The organism is Burkholderia sp. AU31624 (assembly GCF_020420065.1).
Taxonomy (GTDB): Bacteria; Pseudomonadota; Gammaproteobacteria; order Burkholderiales; family Burkholderiaceae; genus Burkholderia.
The window spans coordinates 199,736-224,227 of the sequence record NZ_JAIZRT010000002.1 but is presented as its reverse complement, the minus strand read 5'-3'; the positions used below and the strand labels follow the sequence as shown (position 1 = coordinate 224,227).

Sequence of the window (24,492 nt, the reverse complement as noted above, 5' to 3'; positions counted from 1 at the left end):
CCGCTCTCACTTGAACCGGTACATGTAGCCCACTCTTGCCTCGGGAACGAACCGTCTTCCGACGATCGGACTGTCGGTGATGGCGTCGCCGAGGCGCGACACGCCGACGTCCAAAAATATCGTCTGCTGCTTCGTCGGCCGGAAGTCGATACGCGTGCCGGCCGACACGTTCACCGTCGAACCCGCACTGTAGGCGGCACGATCGGCGCGCGCTTCCGATGGTCGCACGCCGTAATAGTAGTCGACGTATTTGTTGCTCAGCCATTCCGCGCCGACATGCGGCGTGATCGAGAATTGGCCGAAAGCAAATGCCTTCTCGAAGCCGATTTTCGCGCGCTCGCCCTTGTTTCCGCCGAACAGGAAAGTGCCCGACAACGTACCGAACCCGGTGCCCCATGACAGTGCAGGCCCGTACCAGAGTGCGCCCTTGCGATTTTCCATGCCGTTCAGGATCGGTGCGTCGGAGCCTTTGTATCCGTCGAACAGCGAGAACTGGCCGCGAAGCGCGACACTGACACCGCTCCAGCTCCCGATTTTCAGATCGGCGGTGGTACCGATGACCTGTACCCATTTGTTGTCGAAATAGACCAGCGGAAACGGCAACACGCGGGTGCTGTCGCCCTTGTAGGTCGATGGCTCGAAGCCGACGCCGGCACCCAATCCCCAATGCGTCACATTCGTCGCGTTGTTGAGGATGGTCAGCCCCGAATTATCGGGATCGGGCGGGATCACGCCGTCGTCCGCCCAGGCGGAAGCAGACGCAAATGCGAATGAAGCGGCAAGCAGCAGTAACGGACGTTCACGGCGGAAGGCTGTTTTCACAATCATTTTCCTGGAGTCGACGATCGAAACGGGGGCTACTGTAGGACCAGTCGACTTACCGCTCACTTACCAGGAAATTATCGTCTTGCCGCAAATCCTGCGATGCATATCGGTGACGGAGAATATCGACGCAGGGCGAGCATGGGTCGCCCTGCGCGCTTGAGGAACGGGTGCCACGCCCCATCAAAACACCGTATGCAACCCCACCCGCGCCACCGTCTGGCTCGCGGAACTCGATGCCCCGTTCGGATCCAGCACGCCATTGACCTGCGCGTTCGCGCCGTTGTTCGCGCGCTGGTAGTCCGCCGACACATAAACCATCGTCCGCTTCGAGAACAGGTACTGCAGCGCCACGCTGACCTGATGCGCGTGGTTGTCGTTCACCGCTTCATTGCCCTTCATGTACATGTACTTCGCGCCCAGCACGACATCCGGCCTGACGTGCCACAACCCGCCCGCCTCGGCCATCCACACGCCGGCGTCGTTGAACGAGTTGTGCACGGTGGTCATCAGCGCGTTCGCGGTGACGACACCGAAGTCGTAATGCATCCCGACACCCCAGTTGCGCACGCTGGTGGACGGCACGCCGGGCGCGGGGCCGTATTTCTCGTTCGTGTAGGCCGCCCCGATACCGAACGGCCCCGCTTCATAGTTCAGCCCGGCGCTGACCGCATTGTCCGCGCCGACCGAACCGGCCACCCCGCCGAACGCATACATCGCGCCACCGGAAAAGCCCGATACCGTCGGCGAACTGTACTTGACGGAATTCGCGATCGGTTTGCTGCCTGCCGTGCGGTCCCAATCGAATGCACCGGTCGGATTGTCCGGAAGCGCGAGACGTTGAAATGGGCCATTGCGAAAGCCGTACAGCCCCGAGATATCCCGTGAAATCGCGTTGTTCTTCGAAAACAGCGAATCCACCATGAAGTCGTACTGATTGCCCAGCGTGATGCTGCCGAACCGGTTGCTTTCGAGGCCGACATACGCATTGCGCCCGAAAATCCCCGTCCCGATGATCGCGCCGTTCGCCATCGAGAACTGGTTCACGAGCGCGAAGATCGCGCGATATCCGCCGCCGAGATCTTCCGTGCCGCGAAAGCCGAAGAGGTTGGGCGCGAATATGCCGTCGTCGAACTTGACGTTCTTTCTGCCGCCCTCGTTGCTGACGTAAGAGACGCCCGCGTCGATCAGCCCGAACATCGTCACGCTGCTCTGTGCCCATGCGCCCTGCGCCACGGCGAGAATCGCCACTGCTCCAAACCTGAGTTTCATTTTGTCTCCGTCTTTTTTATGAAAAAGCGAGGACACCACCCGCTACGCGGCAGGTGCTCGCTCGGTACCGCACAAGGAATCGCCATCATTCAGGTGTCGATTACCAGACACCCGAAATATGATTAGCTTTACTGATCGATAAAAACGATGGCCATCGCATTGAACAGCCCTGCTCGCCCTTCATCAAAACACCGAAATCAGGCGCCTCGATAGACGACCCACGCGGCGGCATCCACGTCGACAGCCACGGCCTCCAGCGCCGATCCCGAGCAAGGCCCGTCGATACACACGCCATCGTCGAACCGGAACAGCGCGCTGTGATGGGCGCACATCAGCACCTGCGACCGATAACAGGAAACGCTACCCGGCACGAAATCGAGCGGCACCGAGAAGTGCGGGCAACGATTCACATAAGCCCACACCTGCTCACCGCGTCTCACGACGATCACGGGACGCCCGATGCATGCTTCGTCGACGACTCGTGCGCCGCCGTCGGGCACATCGGTAAACCGGCAGAGTTGTCGTGCGTCCATGATTCACACTCTCTGCTCGGGGTTGCCGAGGCTCCAGTCCCACGGACGCACTTCCACATGCGAGAACAGCCCTTCCTTCACATACGGATCGTTGCCGATGAACTGCATCACCGCCTGAATGTCGTCCGCCTCCACGACGAGCAGCGTGCCGTTCATCGCGTCGCCGTGCGGGTCGAGCGTCGGGCCGCCGAGCCGCACCACCACGCCGTGCTGGTCGGCCGAGCGCAGGTAAGTCCGGTGAATCGGCCGCACGCGATCGCGCACGTCGCGCATGCCCGGCTGGTCCGTCGCAAACACCGCAAAAAATCTTGCCATGGCGGTCAGCTCCGATCGACGACGAACGCATGGAGAAGCCGCGCGAGGCGTTGCATCGGCGCACGCAAGCGTGGGCTCGGCATGCCGTCGAAGCGGGCGACAACCGGCTCGGCCGGCGTGGCGTCACCATCCTGGTGGTCAAGGCTCATGGTTGTCTCCGTTGGCGCATCCGGCCGTTCATTGCGGCGCGCGCCCTTCCCATGCGCGCTGAAGCAGCGCGCGAATCGCGTCGCGTTCGATCGGCCGCGGATTCGCATACGGGTTGCGGCACGCGAGATCGGCCGCTTCGTCGAGGCCGGCCTCCGGCATCCCGAGGTCAGCGAGCGCCGGCGCGATGCCGAGCCGTGCGTTCAGCGCGAACAGCAGCGGGCCCGCTTCGGCCGCGTCGTTCCCGCCCAGCGCGCGCGCCACGCGGCGCAGCGCATTGGGCGCGGCGGCGTGGTTGTAGTGCGCGGTATGCGGCAGCATCGCCGCATGCGTCTGCGCGTGCGGCAGGTTGAAGGTGCCGCCGAGCGTGTGGCACAGCTTGTGATGCAGCGCCATGCCGACCGCGCCCAGGCAGGTACCCGCGAGCCACGCGCCGTACAACGCACGGCTGCGCGCGTCGCGGTTCGCCGGATCGCGCACGACCACGGGCAGCGCTTCGCCGAGCGCGCGGATCGATTCTTCCGCCATCAGGCTGATCACCGGGTTCGCATCTTCCGCATAGAGCGCCTCGACGGCATGCGCCATCGCATTGATGCCCGATGCCGCGGAAATGTCCGGCGGCAGCGACAACGTCAGCGACGGGTCGTAGAGCACCGTCCGCGGCAGCACGCGCGCGTCGCGCCCGGTGCGCTTCAGCCGGCCCTCCGTGAGCCCGAAGATCGGCGTCATCTCCGAGCCGGCGTACGTCGTCGGCACCGCCAGGATCGGCAGCACCGATTCGAGCGCAATCGCCTTGCCCAGCCCGATCGTCGACCCGCCGCCGATCGCCACGCAGCAGTCCGCTTCCAGCTCGGCAGCCATCTCGCGCGCCGCATGCGCGACCTCGATCGGCACGTGCATGACCGCCTGCGCGCAGATGCCGGCCGCGCGCTCGCCCAGGATCGCTTCCACGCGCTCGGCGAGCGGCCGCTGCTCGGGCGTGGACAGGATCAGCGCGCGGCGGGCGCCGAGCGTCGACAGCTCGTCCGGCAGCCTGTCGAGCGCGCCCCATTCGAATACCACGCGGGACGGGGTGCCCTGATAGACGAAGCGATCCATGGCGACCCTCAGCGCTTGAAGTGCGGCGGCACGTTGCCGTCGACGTTGACCCACACCGAGCGCGCCTCGGTGTAGTCGTGCATTGCTTCGAAGCCCATCTCGCGGCCGTAGCCCGACTGGCCGACGCCGCCGAACGGGCTGCCCGGATTGACGCGCTTGTAGCAGTTGATCCAGCACATGCCCGCGTTGATCTGCGACGCCATCTTGTGTGCGCGGGACAGATCCTTCGTCCACAGGCCGCTGCCCAGCCCGTATTCGGTTGCGTTCGCAATGGCCAGTGCTTCGTCGTCGCTGCCGAAGCGCAGCACCGTGACGAACGGGCCGAACACTTCCTCCTGTGCGATACGGTCGGCCGCGCTCCTGGCCTCGATGACCGTCGGGCGCACGTAGTAGCCGTTGGCGAGCGCGGGGTCCTGCGGCGCGCTGCCGCCGGTGAGCACACGGCCGCCCTGCTCGCGCGCGACATCGACGAACGCCAGCACGCGATCGAGGTGCTGCTTCGACGTCAGCGGCCCCATCTCGGTGTTCGCATCGAGCGGGTTGCCGATCCGGATCGACGACGCGAGCGCCACGAAGCGCTCGAGGAATGCATCCGCGATGCGCTCATGCAGCACGAGACGCGAGCCCGCGATGCACGCCTGCCCCTGGTTGTGGAAGATCGCCCACGCGGCGCCGTTGACGGCCGCGTCGAGATCGGCATCGTCGAACACGATGTTGGCGCCCTTGCCGCCCAGTTCGAGCTGCACGCGCTTCAGGTTGCCCTGCGACGCTTCGACGATGCGCCGGCCAGTGGCCGTCGATCCCGTGAACGCGATCTTGCCGACGCCCGGATGGTCGGCGAGCCGCTGGCCCGCCGTATGCCCATAGCCGGGGACGATGTTGACGACGCCCGCCGGAAACCCGACCTCGGCCATCAGCTCGACGATCCGCAGCGTCGACAGTGGAGTGATTTCCGAAGGCTTGAGCACCACCGTGTTGCCGGCCGCGAGCGCCGGGCCCATCTTCCAGCTCGTGAACATCAGCGGAAAATTCCACGGCACGATCTGGCCGACGACACCGATCGGCGCGCGCTGCACGTAGTTCAGGAAGCCGGTCTCGACAGGAATCACCGAGCCTTGCAGCTTGTCGGCCATGCCGCCGAAGTAGCGGAAGCACGCGGCCGTGCGCGGCACGTCGAGCGCACGCGAATCGCGGATCGGGTGGCCGGTATCCAGCGATTCGAGTTGCGCCAGCTCCTCCGCGTTGGCTTCGATCGCATCAGCCAGGCGCAGCAGCAGCCGGCCCCGTTCGGCAGCCGGCAGCGCCGACCATCTGGGGAACGCGCGCGTCGCGGCTTCGACGGCCAGGTCGACGTCCGCCGCGGTGGCGGCCGCGATCTTCGTGATGACGGAGCCGTCGTGCGGGTTCAGCACGTCGATCGTGCCGCGGTCGACGGCGTCAACGAAGCGCCCGTCGATGAAGAGTTGGGTTTGCATGAATCGTCCTCGGTGGATGGCGTGAAGCGCAAGCGGAAACCGACGCGCCGCTCAGAACGCGATCGGATACGGCGCGAGCTCGCCGCTCTCGTAGCGCTGCGGCAGGTTCGGTGTCGCGTTTTCCCAGACCAGCAGCATCGACCGCTTCGTGGAATAGCCCTGATGCCGGATGTCGGCGGGCATCGCGCAGATGTCGCCGGCGCGCATCGTCACGCGTGCACGCGGCGCGCCGGTGTTCTTGTCGCCGATGTCCCACACGATTTCGTCGGACAGTTGCAGGAACCATTCGACGCGGTCGTTGCCATGGAACACCGGCAGGATGAATTCCTCGGTGGTCGGGCAGAACAGGCTGCGCCCGCACACCGACGTGACCGACGGGTTCCACGTCACGTCCGAGCGCGACAGGTACTTGAACAGGTTGAACGCGTGCAGTTCGCCTTCGAAGCCCGGCTCGACGTGCACTTCCGGTTCGTCCTGCGCGACGTCGAGGAACGCGCGGTTGACCGGCAGGTCGTCACGCAGCGGCGAATCGCCTTCGAGGCCCGGCATGCGGCGCGTCGCGATCCGCGTGCGCTCGATCGCCGAGCCGTTCTCGCCGTGCTTGCGTCCGAACGCCGTGCCGGTTTCCTCGGGCGCCGCGAACGGATCGAAGCCTTCGTTCGTCCAGTCGTGCAGCATCGCCTTGAAGGTCGCCATGATCGTGGGCGTTTCGAAGGTCTCCGTGTAGTCGACCCCGGCGTCCTTCAGGATGCCGTTGAAGGTGCCCGCATACATGTCCACCTTGCCGTAGTGGTTGCGCGTGCCGAACACGTGGTCGAAGTTCACCCAGCCGTAGAAGAAGCCCCATGCCACGTCGCGCATCATCGCGCGCAGGAACGCGTCCGCCGGCATCGCGTGCGTGCGGGTCTGGCCTTTCGCGGGCCAGCTGATCTTCACGAAATATTCGTCGCGCTGGAATTCGAATGCGCCGAGCTGGAAGCGGCGGTAGCCGGTGACGGCATCGGCTTCGGTGGCTTGCACCAGATCGGCGGCGAAGCCTGCGGAAGTATCGAGGGTGTCGAGGGTGTCGAGGGTGGCCATAACGTGTCTCCTGGAAGTGTCGAATGCGGTCGGACGAATCAATGCAGGCAGATGTCGGCCCACTTCTCCACGGACAGCTCGCCCAGGACGGTCTGCACGAGTGCGACGCCCGGCCGGCTGGCTGTGAAGCGGTATGCACAGCCGGCCGGCAGCAGCGCCTGATGGCCCTGGCGCAATACGACGTAGCCCATCTTGCGGCCGGCCGGTTGCGTGCCGGCATTCACGGTGCCGCGCCCCGCTTGCGGCGGCGTATCGAGCTTGATGAATTCGATCCGGACTTCGCCATCCATCTGGATCACGAACTCGTCGTGCGTGCACGCGAACCACGGCGACTGGCCGTCGGTCCGCAGCACTTCGATCACGTATTCGAGGTTCTTGCCGGCGACGACCTTTTCATAAGGGGCCGACTTCGATGCGACCTCGAAGACATTCGAGAACGCGTAGTGTTGAGCGCTGCCGCTCGTGATTTCGATCTCGCCTTTCCGGTAATCGTTGAGCGAGCCAAAGACGGTGTGGAATGCCGTGTCGGTCATTTCTGTCTCCTGAGTTGAACCGCTTGTTGGATTCCACTCTAGGGGCAAGGCCCACCCGCAACAAGGCACGGGACGGCGACTACGGCATTTGCGTTTCGCGAATAATCCGCGCGCTTCAACGCACCCAGCCACGCTCCAGAAGGGGAACATCCCACGGCGATTCGTCGCCGATGGTTTCCGCGAGGAATTCGACCAGCGCCTTCACCTTCAACGCCTGTCGCTGCGTTGCGGGATACACCGCGGCAAAGCTCAGCGGCGCGAGCTGAAAGTCGGTCAGGATCGGCACCAACCGGCCCGCGACGAGCGCCTCGCTCGCCACGAGCGTCGGCAGGCACACGACGCCGCCGCCCGACAGCGCGTACTCGCGCAGCAGGTGCACGGAGTTCGAGCGGATCATGCCCGGCAGCTCCATTTCGACGACCTCGTCGCCGCGCGTCATCGTCCAGCGGTTGCGCGACGGATAACCCGAATAGAGCGCGGTGGTGTGCTGCAGCAGGTCGCGCGGATGTTGTGGCGCACCATGCGCGTCGAGGTACGCTGGCGATGCGCAGAAGAGGCGCTTGACGGTGAACAGCCGCCGCTCGATCAGCGACTCGGAGATCGGCGGAAAGATCTGGAACGCGATGTCGAACCCTTCTTCGACAGGGTCCACGACACGGTCATTGACGATGACGTCGAGCTGGATGCCCGGGTAGCGCCGGTTGAACTCCACCAGCGGCGCGCCGAAGTGATCGAGCGCGAAACCGGGCAGCATCTGGATGCGCAGCCGCCCGGTCGGGGTCGCGCGAAGCTCGCGCATCTGGTCGGTCAGCTCGTTGACGCGCCCTACCACGTCCGCGCATTCGCGATAAAACGCCTCGCCCACGTCGGACAGGCGCACGTGGCGCGTGCTGCGATGGAACAGCGGCGCGTTGACGAACTTCTCGAGCTGCTGGATGCGGTTCGTCACGACCGAGCTGGTCACGCCAAGCTGCCGCGCCGCCTCGGCGAAGCTGCTCGCCTCCGCCACCCGGACGAATGCCTCGATGCTCAGGAACCGGTCCATACCGCGCCCTTTTTCGACAGCGAAACCGGCAGTCTACCCGTGCGGATCACGGGCTGTGTCATGCGGGACGCGTCACACTGTCACCCAATCGATGTCAATCGCCGATGACGCCGGCCCGCGCATGCGCGGCCCTGCCCCTGTATTGCCTTACCGCGATTGCTCGCCCGCCGCCAGTTCCGGTTGCACGGCCGCCAACCGACGCTGCAGCACGGCCGGCGCGGTTTCCTTCAGCAGCAGGCTGACCACGATGCCGAGCATGACCGCGCACATCGGCAGCCACAGAATGTTCTGGATGCCAAAGTGTGCGGCGACGTAGCCGCCCATCGCCGGCGCGATGCCGCCGCCGAAAATCTCGCCGACCCCGACCACCACGCCGATCGACGTCGACACGAGCCCGATGGGCGCGGCCTCGGTCGCCACCGGGCCGGACAGCAGCGACACCAGCCCGAGCGTGAAGAACGACGCGACGAACAGCACCCCGAACAGGGCGAGCGGCTGCGGGCCGAGGCCGCGGAAAATGTAGAGCATCACGGCCGTTCCCGCGAAGCCGACGATGCTCGCGACGCGGCGGCCGACCAGGTCGGACAGGCCCGGCAACCCGAACTGCCCGAGAAAACCGCCGAAACCGATCGCCGACACGACGAGGCCCATCTTCTGCGTGCCGAGCGCCAGGTAGTCGGTCAGGTACAGCGGCAACAGCGCGCCGAGCACGAATACGCCGGTCATCGCGCAGCACAATGCGGCCATCGCCACGAGGATGTTGCGGCTCTTGAGCACATGGCCGAGCGACGCCGGCGCATGCTCCGACGCGACGGCCTTCGTGACCTTCGGCTCGCGGATCACGAAGAACATGATCGCGCCGAGGATCAGGCCGGGCACGGCGACGAGCGCAAAGACCCAGCGCCACGACACGAAGCCGAGCAGTTGCGTCGCGATGATCGGCGACAGCGCGAGCCCGAACAGCGCGAAGCCGCTTTGCTGCAGGCCAAGGTTCAGCCCGCGCCGCCGCGGATGCGATGCGTCGGCCGTCGCGGCAAAGCTCGTCGGGCAGAACGAGCCCTCCGCGACGCCCATCAGGCCGCGAATCGCCATCAGCCCGAGCAGCCCGCCCGCCATCCCCGAGAAGCCCGACAGCAGCGAGAACGCGATGATGGCCGGAATCAGCACCTTGCGGCGGCCGATCTTGTCGGAGATGCCGCCCATCAGCGCCGCGAAGATCCCCCACGACAGGCCGAGTACGCCGATGCAGTTGCCGACGTCCTGCGCGTTCAGGTTGAGGTCCTTCATGATCGAAGGAAACAGCGGCGCGATCAGCCAGCGATCGAGGCCGACCAGCCCGAAGCCGAGCGCCAGCAGCGTGACCGCCTTCCACTCGTATGAGGTATCCCACTCGTTTGCTTTCATGTCCGTCTCCGTGGACACAGGTTCGCCTGCGCGCGCCGCAGCGCCTGCGCATGAGCCAGGTCCGATGGTTTTTGTGTGCGACGCGAATCGCGAGGAAATGCCGGCCGGCGTTCGGGTGCGACGCGTTGGGTTCAATCAGCCGACGTCACCACGATAGGTGCACGGCATCCAATCGGGTAGGGAACAACCGGCGAACGCGCCATTCGCGAAACGCAAATAATCGCGGGCGGTGCGCGGGAAGCATCGACGGAGAAGCGCGGAGCGAACGAAGGCGGCGTCGAAGTGGCGCTCGTTCGCGTGTTACGGGGGAATCCCTCATAGACATCGAAGCATCGGCAGTTCGCCGCATGAACGCGGCGGATGCATCGGCTCCGCTCGACATGACGGAGGCGACGGTTTCTACGTATCCCGAACGACCGGCCGGCCGGCGTCCGGCGGCATGCCCGTCACGCGCTTGAACGCGCGGCTGAACGCGGCCTGCGACACGTAGCCGAGCCGCAGCGCCCCGGTTCAGTCGCGACGCGGCAAACCACCGGCCTGCACGTCAGGCCGATCCCTGCCTGGATGCATCTATCGCGTTTCGCAGTGGGCAACATAGCCGTCGCCCCAGTCTTTCATCGCGTTGAGCACGGGCGCGAGGGTACGGCCCACTTCCGTCAACGAATATTCGACACGGGGCGGAACCTCGGCGAATACTTGCCGGGAAATGACGCCGTGCGCTTCAAGCTCTCGCAGCTGCAATGTCAGCGACCGCTGCGTGACGCCGCCGATGGCGGCGCGAAGCTCGCCAAATCGCTTCGTACCGCTGAGCAGGTAGTAAATGATCAACGGCTTCCACTTCCCGCCGATGACATCGACTGTCGCCTCCACCGTGCATCGGTACCCGTGTGTATTCGGCTTTTCCATGCGCCAATAGTATAAAAAATTACCCTATATATCAAACTCGTACTTACTTGCGATCCGTATCCCTTCAACCCAGAATTTTCCCGTCCGGCGGTCAGGTCCACATGGCCCGCCGCCTTGGTGAAAACGATTGGAGCGCGACAGATGCAAGCAGCCTTCTACGAACGTCTCGGTGCAGCCCGGGACGTATTGACCGTCGGTGAATGGCCGATGCCCGAACCGGGGCCCCACGAGGTACGCGTCCGCATCCACGTGTCGGGACTGAATCCGACCGACGTGAAAGCGCGTACCGGATTCTCGTCCGCGCTGCCTTACCCGCGCATCATTCCGCATCAGGATGGCGCGGGCGTCATCGACGCCATCGGCGTCAACGTCTCGCCAGCGCGCATCGGCGAACGCGTCTGGCTTTACGAGGCGCAATACGGCCGGGCCACGGGTACGGCGGCGGAATACGTCGTGGTCCCGTCGAGCCATGCGGTACGCTTGCCGGACCATGCGTCGTTCGATGTGGGCGCCTCCCTTGGCATCCCGGCGTTGACCGCGCACCGCTGCCTGTTCGCCGACGGCAGCCTGACGGGACGACGTGTGCTGGTTCACGGTGGCGCGGGTGTCGTCGGCACCGCCGCCATCCTGCTGGCGAAATGGGCCGGCGCATGGGTGGCGGCATCGGTCACGAATGCCGAACAGGCGACCGTCGCCAAAGAGAACGGCGCCGATCTGGTCGTCGACCGGCATGCGGCGGACGCGGCAACAGGCATTCTCGACGCAACCGGCGGCATCGGCGTGGACCGTATCGTCGATGTCGACCTGAAGTCCAATCTCGAGGTCGACCTGGCCTGCGTGTCGCACGGCGGCGTCATCAGTTCCTATGCGATGGCTCATGCAACGGACGAACTGTCCGTTCCACTATTGAGGGCGATGATGCATGGCTGTGTCCTGCGCTTCGTCTATATCTATCACGTGCCCGACGACGCCAAGCAGCAGGCTGTCAGGGACGTCGCTGCCTGCGTGGCCGCAGGCGCCTACTCACCCAGAATCGGCATGAAGGTTCCGCTGGAAAGAATCGTCGACGCTCACGAGGCACTGGAGTCCGGCCGCGTCATCGGCAAGGTGCTCGTGCACAACCGGTTCGATGCGGCCGATCATTGCCGGCATTAGCAGCCGGCTGCAACGGGCCGGCCGCACCGCCGCTCGCACGCGTACGGTCGGGCCGGACGATAAAAAACGTCCCAAGATCCGCACTCAAATAAAACCGGCGAACGCGCCATTCGCGAAACGTAAATAATCGCGGGCGATGCGCGGGAAGCATCGACGGAGAAGCGCGGCGCGAACGAAGGCGGCGTTGAAGCGGCGCTCGTTCGCGTGTTCCGGGGGAATCCCTCATAGACATCGAAGCATCGGCAGTTCGCCGCATGAACGCGGCGTGCAGCCAGTCGAGTGTGCCCCGGCGCTTGCCGCGGTTCAGCGGAGGAACGCGGCAAGACCGCCGCTGCGGAGGCGTCGATACGTCACCTGCCGTCGCATCGTGCGGGGCAGCGCGACATCTGCAACGCTTCCCCGGACATTCAACCCAGCGGAGACCACGCCTCCGGCAGGCAAATCGTCGACGTAGCCCGCTCGATCTGCTGCGGCCCGCCTTTCGGCGGCCAAAGCCCTTCGGCATAGTGGCGCGCGCGCAATGCCATGCGCGCCTCCAGGCTCGAGAACCCCCAGATATGGGCAATGCGTGGCGGGCCGTCGATCGCGTACATATTCGCGACGAGATGCGACGTATAGGCCTCGGCCGGACCGACGGCCTGCTCCCAGGCGGCGATCGTCGGCGCGATCCCGGCCGGCTTGAGCCAATAGCGGCGAAATTCGTAGAACCTGCCGAGTGTCTTCGGTTCGATCGCGGGCAGGAACGGAAACAGTTCGTAGGTTTCCATGCTGAGACCCACGTGGTCACCGTCGATATTGAACGGCCCGCCGCTCATCAACGCACGACGGCGCTCCTGCTGCAGTTCGTCGATTTCGTCGAAGCCTCGCAGCACGACGATCTGCCCCAACTCGCCGATTTCCGAACGCCATGCCCCGAGGAGACGCCCCGCGGCCCCCGGATCCGTTACCCATCGGTGTGCGCCAGCCGAAACGACATCCTGCTCCAGCAGCAAACACGACAACGTCGTCAGTTCATATTGCATCTCGATCATCCCTCGCAAAATGGGCCAGACACGCTAATCGCCCTCCCCCGACGCCAGAAAAATAAATTCCCCCAATCCACAATCAAATAAAACATTATTCCATATCAAGCGGAATCATCAGCCAACTTTGGATCCTTTTTCCCTTCTGTCCCCCGTATCATTTCTTCCATTCCGAAAGAAAGAGCATGAGAAGGACATGAGCGACACCACCACGCTGCACTACCTCGACTACGCCGCCACGACGCCCGCCGATCCGCGCGTGATCGAAGCGATGACGGCCTGCCTCGGCTTCGACGGCATCTACGGCAACCCCGCGTCGAGCTCGCACGCCGCCGGCCGGCTCGCGAAACACAAGGTCGAGCAGGCCCGCGCACAAGTTGCCGCGCTGATCGGCGCGGACGCCGACGAGATCGTCTGGACCTCGGGCGCCACCGAATCGAACAACCTCGCGCTGAAGGGCTATGCGGAAAACGCGACCGGCAAGCGTCACCTGATCACGAGCCGCATCGAGCACAAGGCCATTCTCGACACGATGGCGAACCTGTCGAAGCACGGCTCGACGGTCACGTTCCTGACGCCCACGCGCGACGGCGAAATCACCGCCGACGCGGTCGCGGCCGCCATCGGCCCCGATACGGGCCTCGTGTCGCTGATGCTCGTGAACAACGAACTCGGCACGCTGACCGATATTGGCGCAATCTCGCGCATCGTGCATGACGCGGGCGCGCTGCTCCACGTCGACGCTGCCCAGGCGCTCGGCAAGACGCCGATCGACGTGCGCGCGCTCGGCATCGACATGCTGTCGATGTCCGCGCACAAGGTGTACGGCCCGAAGGGCATCGGCGCGTTGTACGTCCGCCGCGATATCGCGGATCAAATCGCGCCGCAGATTCATGGCGGCGGGCATGAGCGCGGCTTGCGTTCGGGCACGCTCGCGACGCATCAGATCGTCGGCATGGGCGTGGCATGCGAACTGGCCGCCGAGAAGCTCGACGGCGAAGCCGCTCGAATCGCGGCGCTCGGCGCGCGCCTGACGGACGCACTGGTCGCCCTCGGCGATGTCACGCAGAACGCGGCCGCCGCGCGCCGCATCCCGCACACGCTGAGCCTGACGGTGAACGCGCCGGGCTTCTTCCCGTTCATGCTCGGCGAAGCGCTCGCGGTGTCGTCGACGTCCGCATGCAACTCGACCAGCGGCGCACCGTCCCACGTGCTGACCGCGATCGGCCTCGACGCGGAAACGGCCGGCCGCACCGTGCGCGTGAGCTTCGGCCGCTTTACGACGGAGCAGGACGTCGATTTCGCGATCGCCTGTTTCCGCCAGGCGATCGAGCAGTGTCGCGCGACGGCGGCGAACGGTTTCTCCGCGTCGCGGCAGATCACGCCGGCCGACCTGAAGGCGATCCGCAATGCCGGCTTCCGCTCGGTCATCTGCAACCGGCCGGACGGCGACGGCGACGCCCATCCGGCGTTCGACGAAATCGCCGCGGCGGCCCGCGAACTGGGCCTCGAAGCGCGCTACCTGCCGGTCGAGCGCGACGGCATCGGTGATGCGGAAATCGATGCCTTCGGTGCACTGGTCGACACGCTGCAGAAGCCCGTGCTTGCGTACTGCCGCAGCGGCAATCGCTCCGGCATGCTGTGGAATCGCTGGTCCGCCCGACGTACGGCCTCGGCCTCGGCTTCAGCTTCAGCTTCAGCTTCAGCTTCAGCTTCAGCTTCGGCTTCGGCTTCGGCCTAATCGGAAACACCGCCCCGTTACGCTCCGTCCCCGGCGTTCACGCACGAAGCAGATACTTCGATGCGTGGCCGCCGGATGGCGGCAGCGGTTGAAACCCCTTCAGTCCCCCTCATCCCCGCTCACCGGCGTGTAAATCGCCAGCTTCAGCGCGGGATCGTCGTTCGCCTGGAACGTCGCGTATTCATAGCGCTGCGCGCCCCGTTGCGCATGCGCGAACACCTTCCGGCCCGACACGCCGCTGTGCACGTCATGCGCATCCCACCATTGCGCGAACTCGCTGCTGCTTGCGCGCAAGCGCGCCACCAGCGCGATGAACGCCGGATCGCTCGCATGGAACGCGCCGCCCTCACACGCCGTACGCATCCAGCGCCTTCAGCGGCACATGCAGGCTTTCGTTCGCAGCAAACGCGTCGAGCAGATAGTCGACCGTCGCCTGTACGCGCGACGCCTTCAATGCGCGATGCGGATACTGCATCGCCATTTCGTAGCTGCCGGGCAAGTGATGGCGGTGCAGCAGCACCTTCAGCGCGCCGGCGCGCAGATGCGCCCACGCGAGGTGCACCCCGACCTGCGCGATGCCCAGCCCGTCACGGGCGGCCTGCAGCACGGCCTCCGGCGCGGAGAATGTCAGCAGCGCCGTCTCGCCCGGATCGACCGCCACGATGCTCCCGCCGCGCATCCTGAAGCTCCACGTCGCGACTCCGCCGCCGAGAAACCGGCGTGCGATCAGCCGGTGCGCAACGAGATCGTCCGGCGCGCGCGGAATGCCGTGACGCTGCAGATAAGCGGGTGATGCAACCAGCACCGTATTCAGGCGAAAGACCGGCCGAGACACCAGCGCGGAATCGTGGATGTTGCCGCCGCGGATGACGATGTCGTAGCCGTCGCGTACGACGTCGACGATCCGGTCGTCGAAATCGGCCTCCACCGACAAGCCGGGGTAACGCGCCAGCAACCCGGGCAGCACCGGTTGCAGATGCTCGCGCCCGAACGCGGCGCTGGTCGAGATGCGTATGCGCCCTTGCGGCCCGAGCCGCTGCGCGACGATGCTGTCGACCGCCGAATCGAGCGCGTCCAGTGCGACGCGTGCCTGGCGCAGGAACACGCTGCCTTCGTCGGTGAGCTTCAGCGTGCGTGTGGTGCGGTTCATCAGCCGCACGCCGAGCGCCTGCTCGAGGCCCGCGACGTTCTTGCTGACGGCGGCCGACGTGATGCCGAGCATGCGCCCGGCCGCCGCGAAGCTGCCGCCGTCGGCCGCATGCACGAACGACAGGATCGCACGCGTGCGTTGTGACACATCCAAAGCAGCCTCCTTCAATCGACGCGTTGCACGGTACACCTTCGCCTGCCGCCGATTATCAACCTGAAGTTGAGAGCGACTCAACCCGGGCCCGACTTCCGGTTGCGACCCGCGCCGCCCACAATCCGGCCATCGTTCAACGCACTGCAAAGGAATGTCCATGCTTGCCACCATCGTTTTCGACAGCGGTCACGGTCACACCGAGCGACAGGCGCAAGCCGTCGCGGAAGGCGTGCGGCGCGTGCCGGGCGCGGAAGTGCGGCTCGTCGCGGTCGCCGACGGCGCGATTCCGTGGGAGACCCTCGCCGCGAGCGACGCGATCATCTTCGGCTCGCCGACGTACAACGGCTCGATCAGCTCGCGGCTCAAGAAATTCATGGAAGACTCGACGCGCCCCGCGTGGATTCCGCAAACCTGGCGCAACAAGGTCGCGGCCGGCTTTACCAATTCCGGCGCGCAGCACGGCGACAAGCTGAACTCGCTGATGACGATGACGCTGTTCGCCGCGCAGCACGGGATGATCTGGGTCGGGCTCGACCTGTTCGCCGGCACCGCGGCGAACGAGCGCAACCGGATCGGCGGCTGGCTCGGCGCGATGGCGCAGTCCGACGACGTGTCGCCGGAACTGTCGCCGATCGCGAGCGACCTCGACACCGCCGCGCACCTCGGGCAGCGCGTCGCCGAACTGGCGTCGCGGCTCGCGGCCAGCGCGTAAGCAGCCCCCCATTCGCCAGGAGATCGACATGAAACTGCTGTGCCTCGACGTCCCGTTGCCCGGCGCCAGCCCGGACGCGTATCAACCGCACCTGCTCGACGAAGTGCGCTACGCGTGGCAACTGCTTAAGCGCGGGATCGTCCGCGATATCTATTTCCGTCAGGATCGCCCGGGCGTCGCGATCATCGCGGAGTGCGAGTCGATCGAAAGCGCCCGCGAAGCGCTGCGCGAGTTTCCGCTGGCGAAGGCCGGGCTGATCGACTGGGACATCATTCCGCTTGGCGCGTTTCTCGGCTGGGAAGCGCTGTTCGCGGCGGACCCCGCGTAACTTTCACGGTCGGCGGCGTGTTGCTTACCCGCCGCTCACTCAAACTTCGACCGGGCCAGCCCCGGCGCCGGCGAATTCCGTCGCAAGCGCGGCACGCAATGCCAGCATGGCGCGCCCGACGCGTCGCTACCTCGGATACTCCAGTTGCAGCGCGACCCAGCCCGACGTCGTATCGCCATAGCGTGCCGCGATGTCGCCGAGCACACCGGGCAGCACCGCTTCCCCGCGCCGCTCAGCCGGCATCGTCATGCGCGCGTGCCGGGCATTCGCCGGCTGCGCCAGCAACCGCAGCCCGTGCTTCGACTCGATTACGCGCGCGTCTGCCGTCGCGACGACGTCACTGCGCCAGGTCCGCGCCCACGCGTCGGCGGTCAACGCAACCGGTAGCTCGTCGAACCCGGTTTCGACCGGAAGATCGAACGTCTCGCGCCGCCAGAACGCGACGCGGTTCGTCAACGCAACCGCCACCGCACGCGCCGTCAACGCGAACCGGCTGCCGTCGTGAACGTCGCTCCATGACTGTGCGCCGACGCGCCGCGCCGTCTCGCGCGCCGCTGCCGGCCCGGCCAGCGTATTCACCAACGCCAGCGAAGCGGGAATCGACGCCGATACGCCGGTCGTCGTCATGACGTTGCCGTCCATCACATAGCGGCGATCGTCGATCCACGTCGTATCGGCAAAGCGGTGACGCAGGCTGTCGCGCACATACCAATGAGACGTCGCCGTACGGTGCCGCAACAGGCCCGCATTCGCGAGCACTTCCGCACCCTCGCAGATCGCCACCATCGTTGCACCGGCAACGGCCTGCTTGCGTAACCATGTCAGCACCGCCGGACTGTCCGCGCGATGCAGCGCGGGCACGATCACCACGTCGGCCCCCGCGGGCGTCGCGGCATCGAACCGGTCGAACGTCGTATCGGCCAGCATGCGCAGCGCGGGCATCAGTTCGACTTCGCCCTCGGCGGCCGATACGGCGACGACATCGACCGCATCGGATGCCTTCAGCATCGCGTACGGCACGATGAAATCGGTCGTCTCCGTTCCGGCGTTGTCCGCGACGATCGCCACGAGCGGCCGCGTGCGTGCCGCCTTCGGCGCGCCGATCGTCAGCGCCTGGGCGACCGGCCGTGCGTCCTCCGCCTTCACCGGCACATGCCACCCCGCGGCCCATGCGCCCAGCATCGCGCACACCAGCAGCACCGCCCCGCCTGCCTTCCATCCCCGCATCGTTCACCCGCATCCGTCGATTGCATGTCCGGAAAATTACAAGGATCATGCTCGCGGTCACAAGGACAACTCCACCGCACTTTCCGCCATGTCCCAGTCAACCTGTTCGGCACGCGACATCGTCGTCGTCGGCTTCGAAGGCGTCCAGTCGCTCGACATCACGGGCCCGATGGAAGTGTTCGCGGTCGCGAACCGTCACCTTCCCGACCATGCCGCGCCGTACCGGCTCACGCTCGCGTCGCAACACGGCGGCGACATCGTCACGCACGCGGGCCTGCGCCTCGCCGGCACGGCCGCGCTCGCGGCGCTGCCCGAGCGGATCGACACGCTCATCGTCGCCGGCGGCGATGAAGCGGCGCTACGCCATGCCGCATCGGAAACCGGCGTGCTGCCGTGGCTGCGCACGCGGATCGCCGGCACGCGGCGCATCGCGAGCATCTGCACGGGCGCGTTCGTGCTGGCGGCGGGCGGATGGCTGGACGGCCGGCGCGCAACCACGCACTGGAACCAGTGCGCGATGCTGCAGGCGCTCCGTCCCGACGCGCGGATCGAACCGGACGCGATCTACGTCAGCGATCCGCCGTTCCATACGTCGGCCGGCGTGACGGCCGGCATCGATCTGTGTCTCGCACTCGTCGAGGCGGATTGCGGCGCGCCGACCGCGCTCGCGGTCGCACGCGAACTCGTGCTGTTCATGCACCGTCCCGGCGGACAGGCACAGTTCAGCGTCGGGCTAGGGGCGCTGGCCAACGCGACGCCGCGCATGCGCGCGCTGCTCGCCGAGATCGCCGACGATCCGGCTGGCGATCTCGGCGTTGCCGCGCTGGCCGCGCGGATGCACATGAGCGAACGCTCGTTTGCGCGCAATTTCCTCAAGGAGACCGGACGATCGCCCGCGCAGTTCGTGCTGGCCGCACGCGTCGAGCGCGCGAAGGCGCTGCTGGAGCGGGCCGACTGGCCGCTCGAACGCATCGCCGAGCGGTCGGGATTCGGCAGCGTCGACGCGTTGCAGCGCGCGTTCGCGAAGCAGGTCGGCGTATCGCCACGCGACTATCGCGCGCGCTTCGGACCGCGACACAACACGCCGAAAACGGAATAGGCCGTCGCTGGTTCCCGCATGCGTCCGGGGTCACTGGCGTGGTGGCAATGCGACGTTCGCCCGTCGACACCGCCGCGCATCCGTCACGCTCTCGGTCCTCCCGGCCCTCCCGGCGACGAAATGGGCCGACACGCCCTGTTCCGGTGCATCCCTCGGGATTTTCACTCCATTGCCGAATCTGATAGAACCGGGAGAAATGCGGGTGGATGACGGCGTGGCTCAACCTGATCGGCCTGCTCTTCGCGCGATGTTCGGCGAACTGCCGTCGGCCACCGCGAAGCGCTACGCGCGCCAGGCGCCCTAGCGCCTGGCGTTCACGCTGTCGTTCATCTTCCAGCGGCCGGTGCGAAGGCTTCCGCACCGGCCGCCGCCCTGCCTGCTACGTCACTCGCCCTGCTGTTCCTGCTGCGCCTGCACCTGCCGCTGCTGGATGAACTGCCGCACATCGCTCATCGTCACGCGGCCGGTGTGCTTCGCATCGATCTCGTCGAAGTGCTTCGACACGAAGCCGAGACCGCTGCTCTGCGCCTGCGCCTTCGTCACGGCCGCGCCGTTGCTCAGCACCGTATTGGCGCCGAGCCGCGCATCGACACGCTGCTGCGCCTGCTGCTGCAGCGTCGCGCCGGTCGACGGCAACACCGGCGCCGCTTTCGTGGCGGGAAAGAACGGACCGTCGACACCGCGCCCGCCGTGCGGCAGCTTCACCGGCGCCACCGCCTGCGGCGGCAACGCGTAGGCACTGCTCATCACGGCACCGACGACGATCAACGGAGACATACGCCGCATCATTTTGATTAGGGACATGATCACTCGCATTCAATGGATGAATAGAGGGTTCCTTTGACAAGGAGTCCGTCGCTCAGGCTCGCTCACGGGGCCGCCGCCAGCGTCGTCCCGGCGGTCGCGCCCGGGACGCTGCCGGTCGGCACGCTCGGCGGGTTTTCATCCGGCCACGGCGGCGGCAGCGTGTGCAGCGTCAGTGCCGTCGGAATCCGCGCACCCTTGTAGAACGTCTTCAGATCCCGCTTCATCTGCGGACGGGCGACGTCGTCCAGGTAGATCATGTGGCCGCCCTGGAAGAAGTTCACCTGCAGCTTCGGATTGAAGCCCTTCACCGTCTGCAGCCGCGCGAGTTGCTTCTCGGTGTTGAAGAACGGCGTCGCGAGATCGTGGAAGCCATTCTCCGCGAGCACGCGAAGCTTCGGGTTGAGCTGCAGCGCACCGAGCAGATCGGGGATCGTGTCGGGCATCGGCTGGCCGTCGTGCGTGAAGTCCCAGACGCCGATGATGTTGTCGTTCAGCGGCAGGTACGTCGCGTTCGGTGCGGTGTAGCCGAGGTAATCCGGCATCTGCGTCGCGAGCGCGTTCGTGAACGGCTGCGAAATCAGGATGTCGGACGGGTCGCCGTCGTTCTGCAGGCGCGGATCGGAATTCGGCAACGACACGCGTCCGTCATACCGGCCGATCGTCGTCCCGGGCAAGAGGCTCGTGCCGAACGGATTCGCGTTGAAGTAGCCGCGCAGCGCCTGTTGCGTGAGGCTCGACGGGATCGACCACAGCCTGAGCGTCGCATCGCTCGGGAACACCGGCGTGCCGAGCGCATCCGGAATGCCGAGCTGGCTCAACACCCACGACTGCGAATACTTCTGCAGCTGGTTGTAGATCAGCGTCGTGAACAGTTCCGTCTGCAGTGCGTACAGATCGGCGTTCACCGGTGCCGGCGACACCTGGTTGAAGTACGCCGCGACCGCCGCATAGCCCGGCAGGTAGCCGGCCACGGTATCGGTTTCGAGCAGCAGCCCCTCCGTCGACTGCGTGATCGCGACGGCTTCCACCGCATCCGCGAAGTAGTTCAGGATCGCCGACTGCAGCACGATGCCCGTCAGGTGCACGCCGGCCGATTCGAGCGCCAGCGCGAGCATATCGGTACGCGGCGTGCCGTACGATTCGCCGTACAGGTAGATCGGCGACGTGCCGCGGCTGTTGACGTTCAGGTAGCGCTGGATGAAGTCGCGCATGATGTTCACGTCCGCGTCGGAGCCCCAGTACTTCTGGTTGGTGTTCGGCAACACGGCTTCCGACAGCCCGGTGCCGGGCGGGTCGATGAACACGAGGTCGGTGGTGTCGATCAGGCTCTCGGCGTTGTCGACGAGCGGATAGTTCGGCCAGTTGCTGCCGAACAGCGGATCGGGCGTGGCCACGCGGGTCGGCGCGAACGAGCCGAGCCGCAGCCAGATCGACGACGAGCCGGGGCCGCCGTTATAGACGAACGTGACGGGGCGCGGCTTGCCGTTCGTGCTCGGCGCGGTGTACGCGACATACGACATCGACGCTTCCGCATTGCCGTTCGCGTCCTGCGCGGTCAGGTGGCCGGTGGTCGTCGTGTAGTTGACGGTCGTGCCGCCGTTCTTCCACTGGTAATGCATGACGGCGGTTTTCTCGGACACCTGCCCGGGGGCCAGGCCGTCGGTCGCATTCATCGAATACGCGACCGGGTCGACGTACGGCTGGTTGGACGGTGTCTGCCCGGCCGCCTGTTGCGCGCTCGCCTGCTGGCTGGCGGTGGCCTGCGCGAGGCTCGACGCACCGACGGACGACGAATCGTCGCCGCCGCATGCCGCGAGCGCCAGTGTCATGACGGTCAATGCACCTAGCCCGGCCAACCGGCCGTGACGGCCACGGCGGCTGCCGGTACAGCTCCTGTCTGGTTTCATCTCTGTCCTTTGATTCGGATACCGTTTCACACAGGCCGCCAACGCCTGCGAAACGCGCAGGCGAACCCGCCACTCGCGTTGCACGGTCGGCAGTCGGCGGTTGGGGATTGGACTTCCAAGAGACTGAACTTGATACAGACACAGCAAACTGCTGGCGAGAATGGTGCTCGGACGCCCCCTGCAGTTTGGACAACTTTTATATGACCCAAATTTACGACAACACAAAAATAGGCGGTGCTGCGCCGCGTTGTCAAAGATCATTCGGATATTAAAAAACCCGCAATGATGCTAACGGCGGACAGTGTCTGGCAATTGAAAGAAAACGGGATTATTCGCGCATTGCGCGCTCTAACGACAATAATCCACCGAATTTCCCGCCTTTATCGCGCAACCGGCAATCCTTTACCGACGTTGATGTTGCGCCTCGAAAGCCTTCAGATCACCGGAATTATTCTTTCATTTTAATTACCCGAGATCGATTAATTCAGCGTGACGGCATGCATGGGCCGCCATTCAATGATTCAAGTCACTTCAACCATTCTTCAAGCGATGCGCTTATCCGCATCGTGTCATCCATAAAATACCGATTTATCGAATTCCCATAAATTAAGCGGAATTATTTACCCTTTCCCCTGCCAGCGCTTCCAATAGGCAAGAAGCGCGACATGCAGCCTCGCCGCACGCCGCGCTTCTTCCGCATTCAATCCGCCATTACTTCCCGCCGCCCGGCAGCGCGATATCGATCAGCACCGGATCGTGATCCGACGAGCGATACGCATCCGGCGCGTAGAACGTCTTCTGCTGCTCCGCCGACTTGTACGCAAGCGTGTACTGCAGCGCGAGCGGCTCGTCCGCGTTGATGTGCCATTCGTGCACGGCCTTCACGTGCGAGGCGAGCGGCAGCGTCGCGAGCGCGTGATCGAGGTAGCCGGCTTCGCCGTTGTACACGTAGCTGTACGCATTCGCGCCGATCCAGCGCGCGACGAGGTTGCGGTAGCCGCGCGATTCGAGCGTGCGGATCGGGTCTTCGTACGTGTAGCTGTTGAAGTCGCCGATCAGCAGCACGCCCTGGCCGGCGACGCCCGTCGGGTTGCCGGCGAGCCAGTCGGCCACCTTCGCCGCCGCACGCGTGCGCGTCGGGTTCCAGCAGCCCTGGCCGTCGCCCTGGTCGAGATCGTCGTTCGCGGCGTCCGGGCAGTTCTTCGACTTCAGGTGGTTGACCGCCACCGTCAGCGACTGCTTGTTGCCGTTGATCAGCCGGAACGACTGCGCGAGCGGCTGGCGGTTCTTGTCGTCGATCGCGAGCGTCGCCGCGCGGCCGACCGGTTCGACCTTGCGGCTGTCGTAGATCATCGCGACCGTGATCGCATCGCCACCGAGGCGCGACACGCCCGGATCGACGACGCGCCATTGGGTGCCGAGCTTCGCCGCGAGCTGGCGCACCGCGCTCAGTTCACCGTAGCCGTTGTTCTGGATTTCCATCAGGCCGATCACGTCGGCGTCGATCGCCTTCAGCGCGCTGACGATCTTCGCTTCCTGGCGCTGGAATTCCTGGAAGTTCTTCGCGCCGCGGTTGTTCGGATCGTCGAAGCCGCCGCCGAGACCGTTGCCGTTGAAGTAGTTCAGGACGTTGAACGACGCGACGCGCAGGTTCGATTTCGGATCGCGCGCCGGTGCGTGGGTGCGCGGGTTCGTGCGTGCGTCGAATGCCGGCACGGCGGCGCCCGGCAGCGGCTGCACGCGCCATGCGCCGTAGCGCACTTCGAGCACGCCTTCGACGTCGCGCACCGTGTAGCCCGCGCGCAGCGTGTTCGCGGCCGACAGGCCCGGGGCCGGATACGGCACGGTCGCGGGGTTCTGCTTGTTCGAGCCGTCGTCGAGGATCAGGCGGTTGCGTGCGTTCGCCTCGATCTGCGTCTGCGCCTGCGCGGGCGGCACAACGCTCGTCGGCGTGCGCAGGCGGCCGTTGCTGAGCATCACGCTGCCGTAGCGGCCGAGCTCGTAGTTGTCGGTGACGTTCAGCGTCTGCGGCAGGCGCACGAGCATCCCTTCATACGCGGCGAACGCGTTCGGGCTGTCGACCGGCAGCGTGAGCGTCACGGGCGTGACGGTCTGGTTGTTCGCGCACACCGCGATCGCGCCCGACTGCGTGAGCTGCGTCTGGCCGTACTTCTCCTCGACCTTGCCCGTCACGTGCACGAGGTCGCCCGCTTTCGCCCGCACCTTCGGCGCGTAGACGAACAGCCCTTCGGATACGCCCGGCTGGTTGCGGCGCTGCGCGTCGGCCTGCTGGACGAAGAAGCCGCCGAAGCCGTCCGTGCCGCCGAAATCGGCGGTGACGACCGCCTCGATCGACACGTTCTGGCCGGCGAGCGGCGACGGCGCGCCCGGCCCCTGGATATCGGCGATCGGCGTCGTGCTGCCGCCGCAGTTGGGGCTGACGGGCGCGGCCGTGGCGGCGAAAGCCGGCGCGGCGAGCGTCGGGAGCAGCAATAGCGGGGTGATGAGGCGGATTGTCGAGCGCATGACGGGGAATCCCGGTTGTGAGGGTGGCGAAAGCT

The 24,492-nt window shown here is 65.8% G+C and carries 24 protein-coding genes and 2 pseudogenes; 6 read left to right on the top strand and 20 right to left on the bottom strand.

Going from position 1 to position 24,492, the window contains the following annotated elements; all coding sequences use genetic code 11:
• Window positions 1–6 precede the first annotated feature (6 nt).
• The 13 genes and pseudogenes from LGM89_RS06250 to LGM89_RS06190 all read right to left on the bottom strand — a co-directional run bounded on the left by LGM89_RS06250 (window position 7) and on the right by LGM89_RS06190 (window position 10,630).
• Entirely contained in the window at window positions 7–822 is an 816-nt protein-coding gene (locus LGM89_RS06250; RefSeq protein ID WP_089498196.1) for a MipA/OmpV family protein, read from the bottom strand.
• A 183-nt stretch (window positions 823–1,005) separates the two neighbouring features.
• A complete protein-coding gene (locus tag LGM89_RS06245) occupies window positions 1,006–2,094 on the bottom strand; it encodes a porin (RefSeq protein ID WP_226272606.1) in 1,089 nt (362 codons plus the stop codon).
• Window positions 2,095–2,291: 197 nt separating this feature from the next.
• Window positions 2,292–2,627: a Rieske (2Fe-2S) protein gene (locus LGM89_RS06240; RefSeq protein ID WP_226272605.1), complete on the bottom strand. Its 336-nt coding sequence runs from the start codon at window positions 2,625–2,627 to the stop codon at window positions 2,292–2,294.
• 3 nt (window positions 2,628–2,630) lie between these two features.
• Complete coding sequence (locus LGM89_RS06235) at window positions 2,631–2,942, bottom strand: YciI family protein (protein WP_046549162.1); 312 nt, start codon at window positions 2,940–2,942, stop codon at window positions 2,631–2,633.
• Between the two features lie 5 nt (window positions 2,943–2,947).
• Window positions 2,948–3,091 carry a hypothetical protein gene (locus LGM89_RS06230; RefSeq protein ID WP_226272604.1) on the bottom strand — a complete coding sequence of 48 codons (144 nt, stop codon included), beginning with the start codon at window positions 3,089–3,091 and terminating at the stop codon, window positions 2,948–2,950.
• A gap of 28 nt (window positions 3,092–3,119) precedes the next feature.
• Window positions 3,120–4,187, bottom strand: a complete 1,068-nt coding sequence (locus tag LGM89_RS06225) for a maleylacetate reductase (RefSeq protein ID WP_226272603.1) — start codon at window positions 4,185–4,187, stop codon at window positions 3,120–3,122.
• 8 nt (window positions 4,188–4,195) lie between these two features.
• On the bottom strand, window positions 4,196–5,662 hold the full coding sequence (locus LGM89_RS06220; protein WP_226272602.1) for an aldehyde dehydrogenase family protein: 1,467 nt from the start codon (window positions 5,660–5,662) through the stop codon (window positions 4,196–4,198).
• 51 nt (window positions 5,663–5,713) lie between these two features.
• Complete coding sequence (locus tag LGM89_RS06215) at window positions 5,714–6,742, bottom strand: hydroxyquinol 1,2-dioxygenase (protein ID WP_226272601.1); 1,029 nt, start codon at window positions 6,740–6,742, stop codon at window positions 5,714–5,716.
• Window positions 6,743–6,780: 38 nt separating this feature from the next.
• A complete protein-coding gene (locus LGM89_RS06210; protein ID WP_226272600.1) occupies window positions 6,781–7,275 on the bottom strand; it encodes a hydroxyquinol 1,2-dioxygenase in 495 nt (164 codons plus the stop codon).
• A gap of 115 nt (window positions 7,276–7,390) precedes the next feature.
• Complete coding sequence (locus LGM89_RS06205) at window positions 7,391–8,320, bottom strand: LysR family transcriptional regulator (RefSeq protein ID WP_089497782.1); 930 nt, start codon at window positions 8,318–8,320, stop codon at window positions 7,391–7,393.
• 147 nt (window positions 8,321–8,467) lie between these two features.
• Window positions 8,468–9,724, bottom strand: a complete 1,257-nt coding sequence (locus tag LGM89_RS06200) for an MFS transporter (protein WP_226272599.1) — start codon at window positions 9,722–9,724, stop codon at window positions 8,468–8,470.
• A gap of 399 nt (window positions 9,725–10,123) precedes the next feature.
• Window positions 10,124–10,234 (bottom strand): annotated as a pseudogene (locus LGM89_RS06195) (AraC family transcriptional regulator); the annotation flags it as partial.
• Window positions 10,235–10,294: 60 nt separating this feature from the next.
• On the bottom strand, window positions 10,295–10,630 hold the full coding sequence (locus tag LGM89_RS06190; protein ID WP_089497784.1) for a winged helix-turn-helix transcriptional regulator: 336 nt from the start codon (window positions 10,628–10,630) through the stop codon (window positions 10,295–10,297).
• A 141-nt stretch (window positions 10,631–10,771) separates the two neighbouring features.
• On the opposite strand from LGM89_RS06190, the gene LGM89_RS06185 reads away from it, so the two are divergent.
• On the top strand, window positions 10,772–11,785 hold the full coding sequence (locus tag LGM89_RS06185; RefSeq protein WP_089497785.1) for an NADPH:quinone reductase: 1,014 nt from the start codon (window positions 10,772–10,774) through the stop codon (window positions 11,783–11,785).
• Window positions 11,786–12,192: 407 nt separating this feature from the next.
• Here the strand turns inward: LGM89_RS06185 and LGM89_RS06180 are convergent, their stop codons facing one another.
• Complete coding sequence (locus tag LGM89_RS06180; RefSeq protein WP_226272598.1) at window positions 12,193–12,807, bottom strand: NIPSNAP family protein; 615 nt, start codon at window positions 12,805–12,807, stop codon at window positions 12,193–12,195.
• A 196-nt stretch (window positions 12,808–13,003) separates the two neighbouring features.
• On the opposite strand from LGM89_RS06180, the pseudogene LGM89_RS06175 reads away from it, so the two are divergent.
• A pseudogene (locus LGM89_RS06175) lies at window positions 13,004–14,479 on the top strand (aminotransferase class V-fold PLP-dependent enzyme); the annotation flags it as partial.
• A 168-nt stretch (window positions 14,480–14,647) separates the two neighbouring features.
• On the opposite strand, the gene LGM89_RS06170 reads toward LGM89_RS06175, so the two are convergent.
• Window positions 14,648–14,911 carry a hypothetical protein gene (locus LGM89_RS06170; protein WP_226205362.1) on the bottom strand — a complete coding sequence of 88 codons (264 nt, stop codon included), beginning with the start codon at window positions 14,909–14,911 and terminating at the stop codon, window positions 14,648–14,650.
• On the bottom strand, window positions 14,895–15,851 hold the full coding sequence (locus tag LGM89_RS06165; RefSeq protein WP_226272596.1) for a LysR family transcriptional regulator: 957 nt from the start codon (window positions 15,849–15,851) through the stop codon (window positions 14,895–14,897). Before LGM89_RS06165 ends, LGM89_RS06170 begins: the two co-directional genes overlap by 17 nt.
• 157 nt (window positions 15,852–16,008) lie before the next feature.
• On the opposite strand from LGM89_RS06165, the gene LGM89_RS06160 reads away from it, so the two are divergent.
• Window positions 16,009–16,563 carry a flavodoxin family protein gene (locus tag LGM89_RS06160; protein WP_226205360.1) on the top strand — a complete coding sequence of 185 codons (555 nt, stop codon included), beginning with the start codon at window positions 16,009–16,011 and terminating at the stop codon, window positions 16,561–16,563.
• A 28-nt stretch (window positions 16,564–16,591) separates the two neighbouring features.
• Window positions 16,592–16,891 carry a superoxide dismutase gene (locus LGM89_RS06155; protein WP_089497789.1) on the top strand — a complete coding sequence of 100 codons (300 nt, stop codon included), beginning with the start codon at window positions 16,592–16,594 and terminating at the stop codon, window positions 16,889–16,891.
• A gap of 126 nt (window positions 16,892–17,017) precedes the next feature.
• Here the strand turns inward: LGM89_RS06155 and LGM89_RS06150 are convergent, their stop codons facing one another.
• Window positions 17,018–18,118 carry a DJ-1/PfpI family protein gene (locus tag LGM89_RS06150; RefSeq protein WP_226272595.1) on the bottom strand — a complete coding sequence of 367 codons (1,101 nt, stop codon included), beginning with the start codon at window positions 18,116–18,118 and terminating at the stop codon, window positions 17,018–17,020.
• Between the two features lie 88 nt (window positions 18,119–18,206).
• Between LGM89_RS06150 and LGM89_RS06145 the strand changes: the two genes are divergently transcribed.
• Window positions 18,207–19,217, top strand: coding sequence for a GlxA family transcriptional regulator (locus LGM89_RS06145; protein ID WP_226272594.1), 1,011 nt, complete (start codon window positions 18,207–18,209; stop codon window positions 19,215–19,217).
• Between the two features lie 384 nt (window positions 19,218–19,601).
• On the opposite strand, the gene LGM89_RS06140 is transcribed toward LGM89_RS06145, so the two are convergent.
• Window positions 19,602–19,994 (bottom strand): 2-oxoglutarate dehydrogenase, encoded by a 393-nt coding sequence (locus tag LGM89_RS06140; RefSeq protein WP_226272593.1) that lies wholly within the window; start codon window positions 19,992–19,994, stop codon window positions 19,602–19,604.
• 92 nt (window positions 19,995–20,086) lie between these two features.
• Window positions 20,087–21,931: a S10 family serine carboxypeptidase-like protein gene (locus LGM89_RS06135; protein WP_226272592.1), complete on the bottom strand. Its 1,845-nt coding sequence runs from the start codon at window positions 21,929–21,931 to the stop codon at window positions 20,087–20,089.
• A gap of 234 nt (window positions 21,932–22,165) precedes the next feature.
• Between LGM89_RS06135 and LGM89_RS06130 the strand changes: the two genes are divergently transcribed.
• Complete coding sequence (locus tag LGM89_RS06130) at window positions 22,166–22,396, top strand: hypothetical protein (RefSeq protein ID WP_226272591.1); 231 nt, start codon at window positions 22,166–22,168, stop codon at window positions 22,394–22,396.
• 246 nt (window positions 22,397–22,642) lie between these two features.
• Here LGM89_RS06130 and LGM89_RS06125 read toward each other — a convergent pair whose 3' ends face one another.
• The gene (locus LGM89_RS06125; RefSeq protein ID WP_226272590.1) at window positions 22,643–24,457 is read right to left on the bottom strand and encodes an ExeM/NucH family extracellular endonuclease; all 1,815 of its coding nucleotides are present in this window, start codon (window positions 24,455–24,457) and stop codon (window positions 22,643–22,645) included.
• Window positions 24,458–24,492 lie beyond the last annotated feature (35 nt).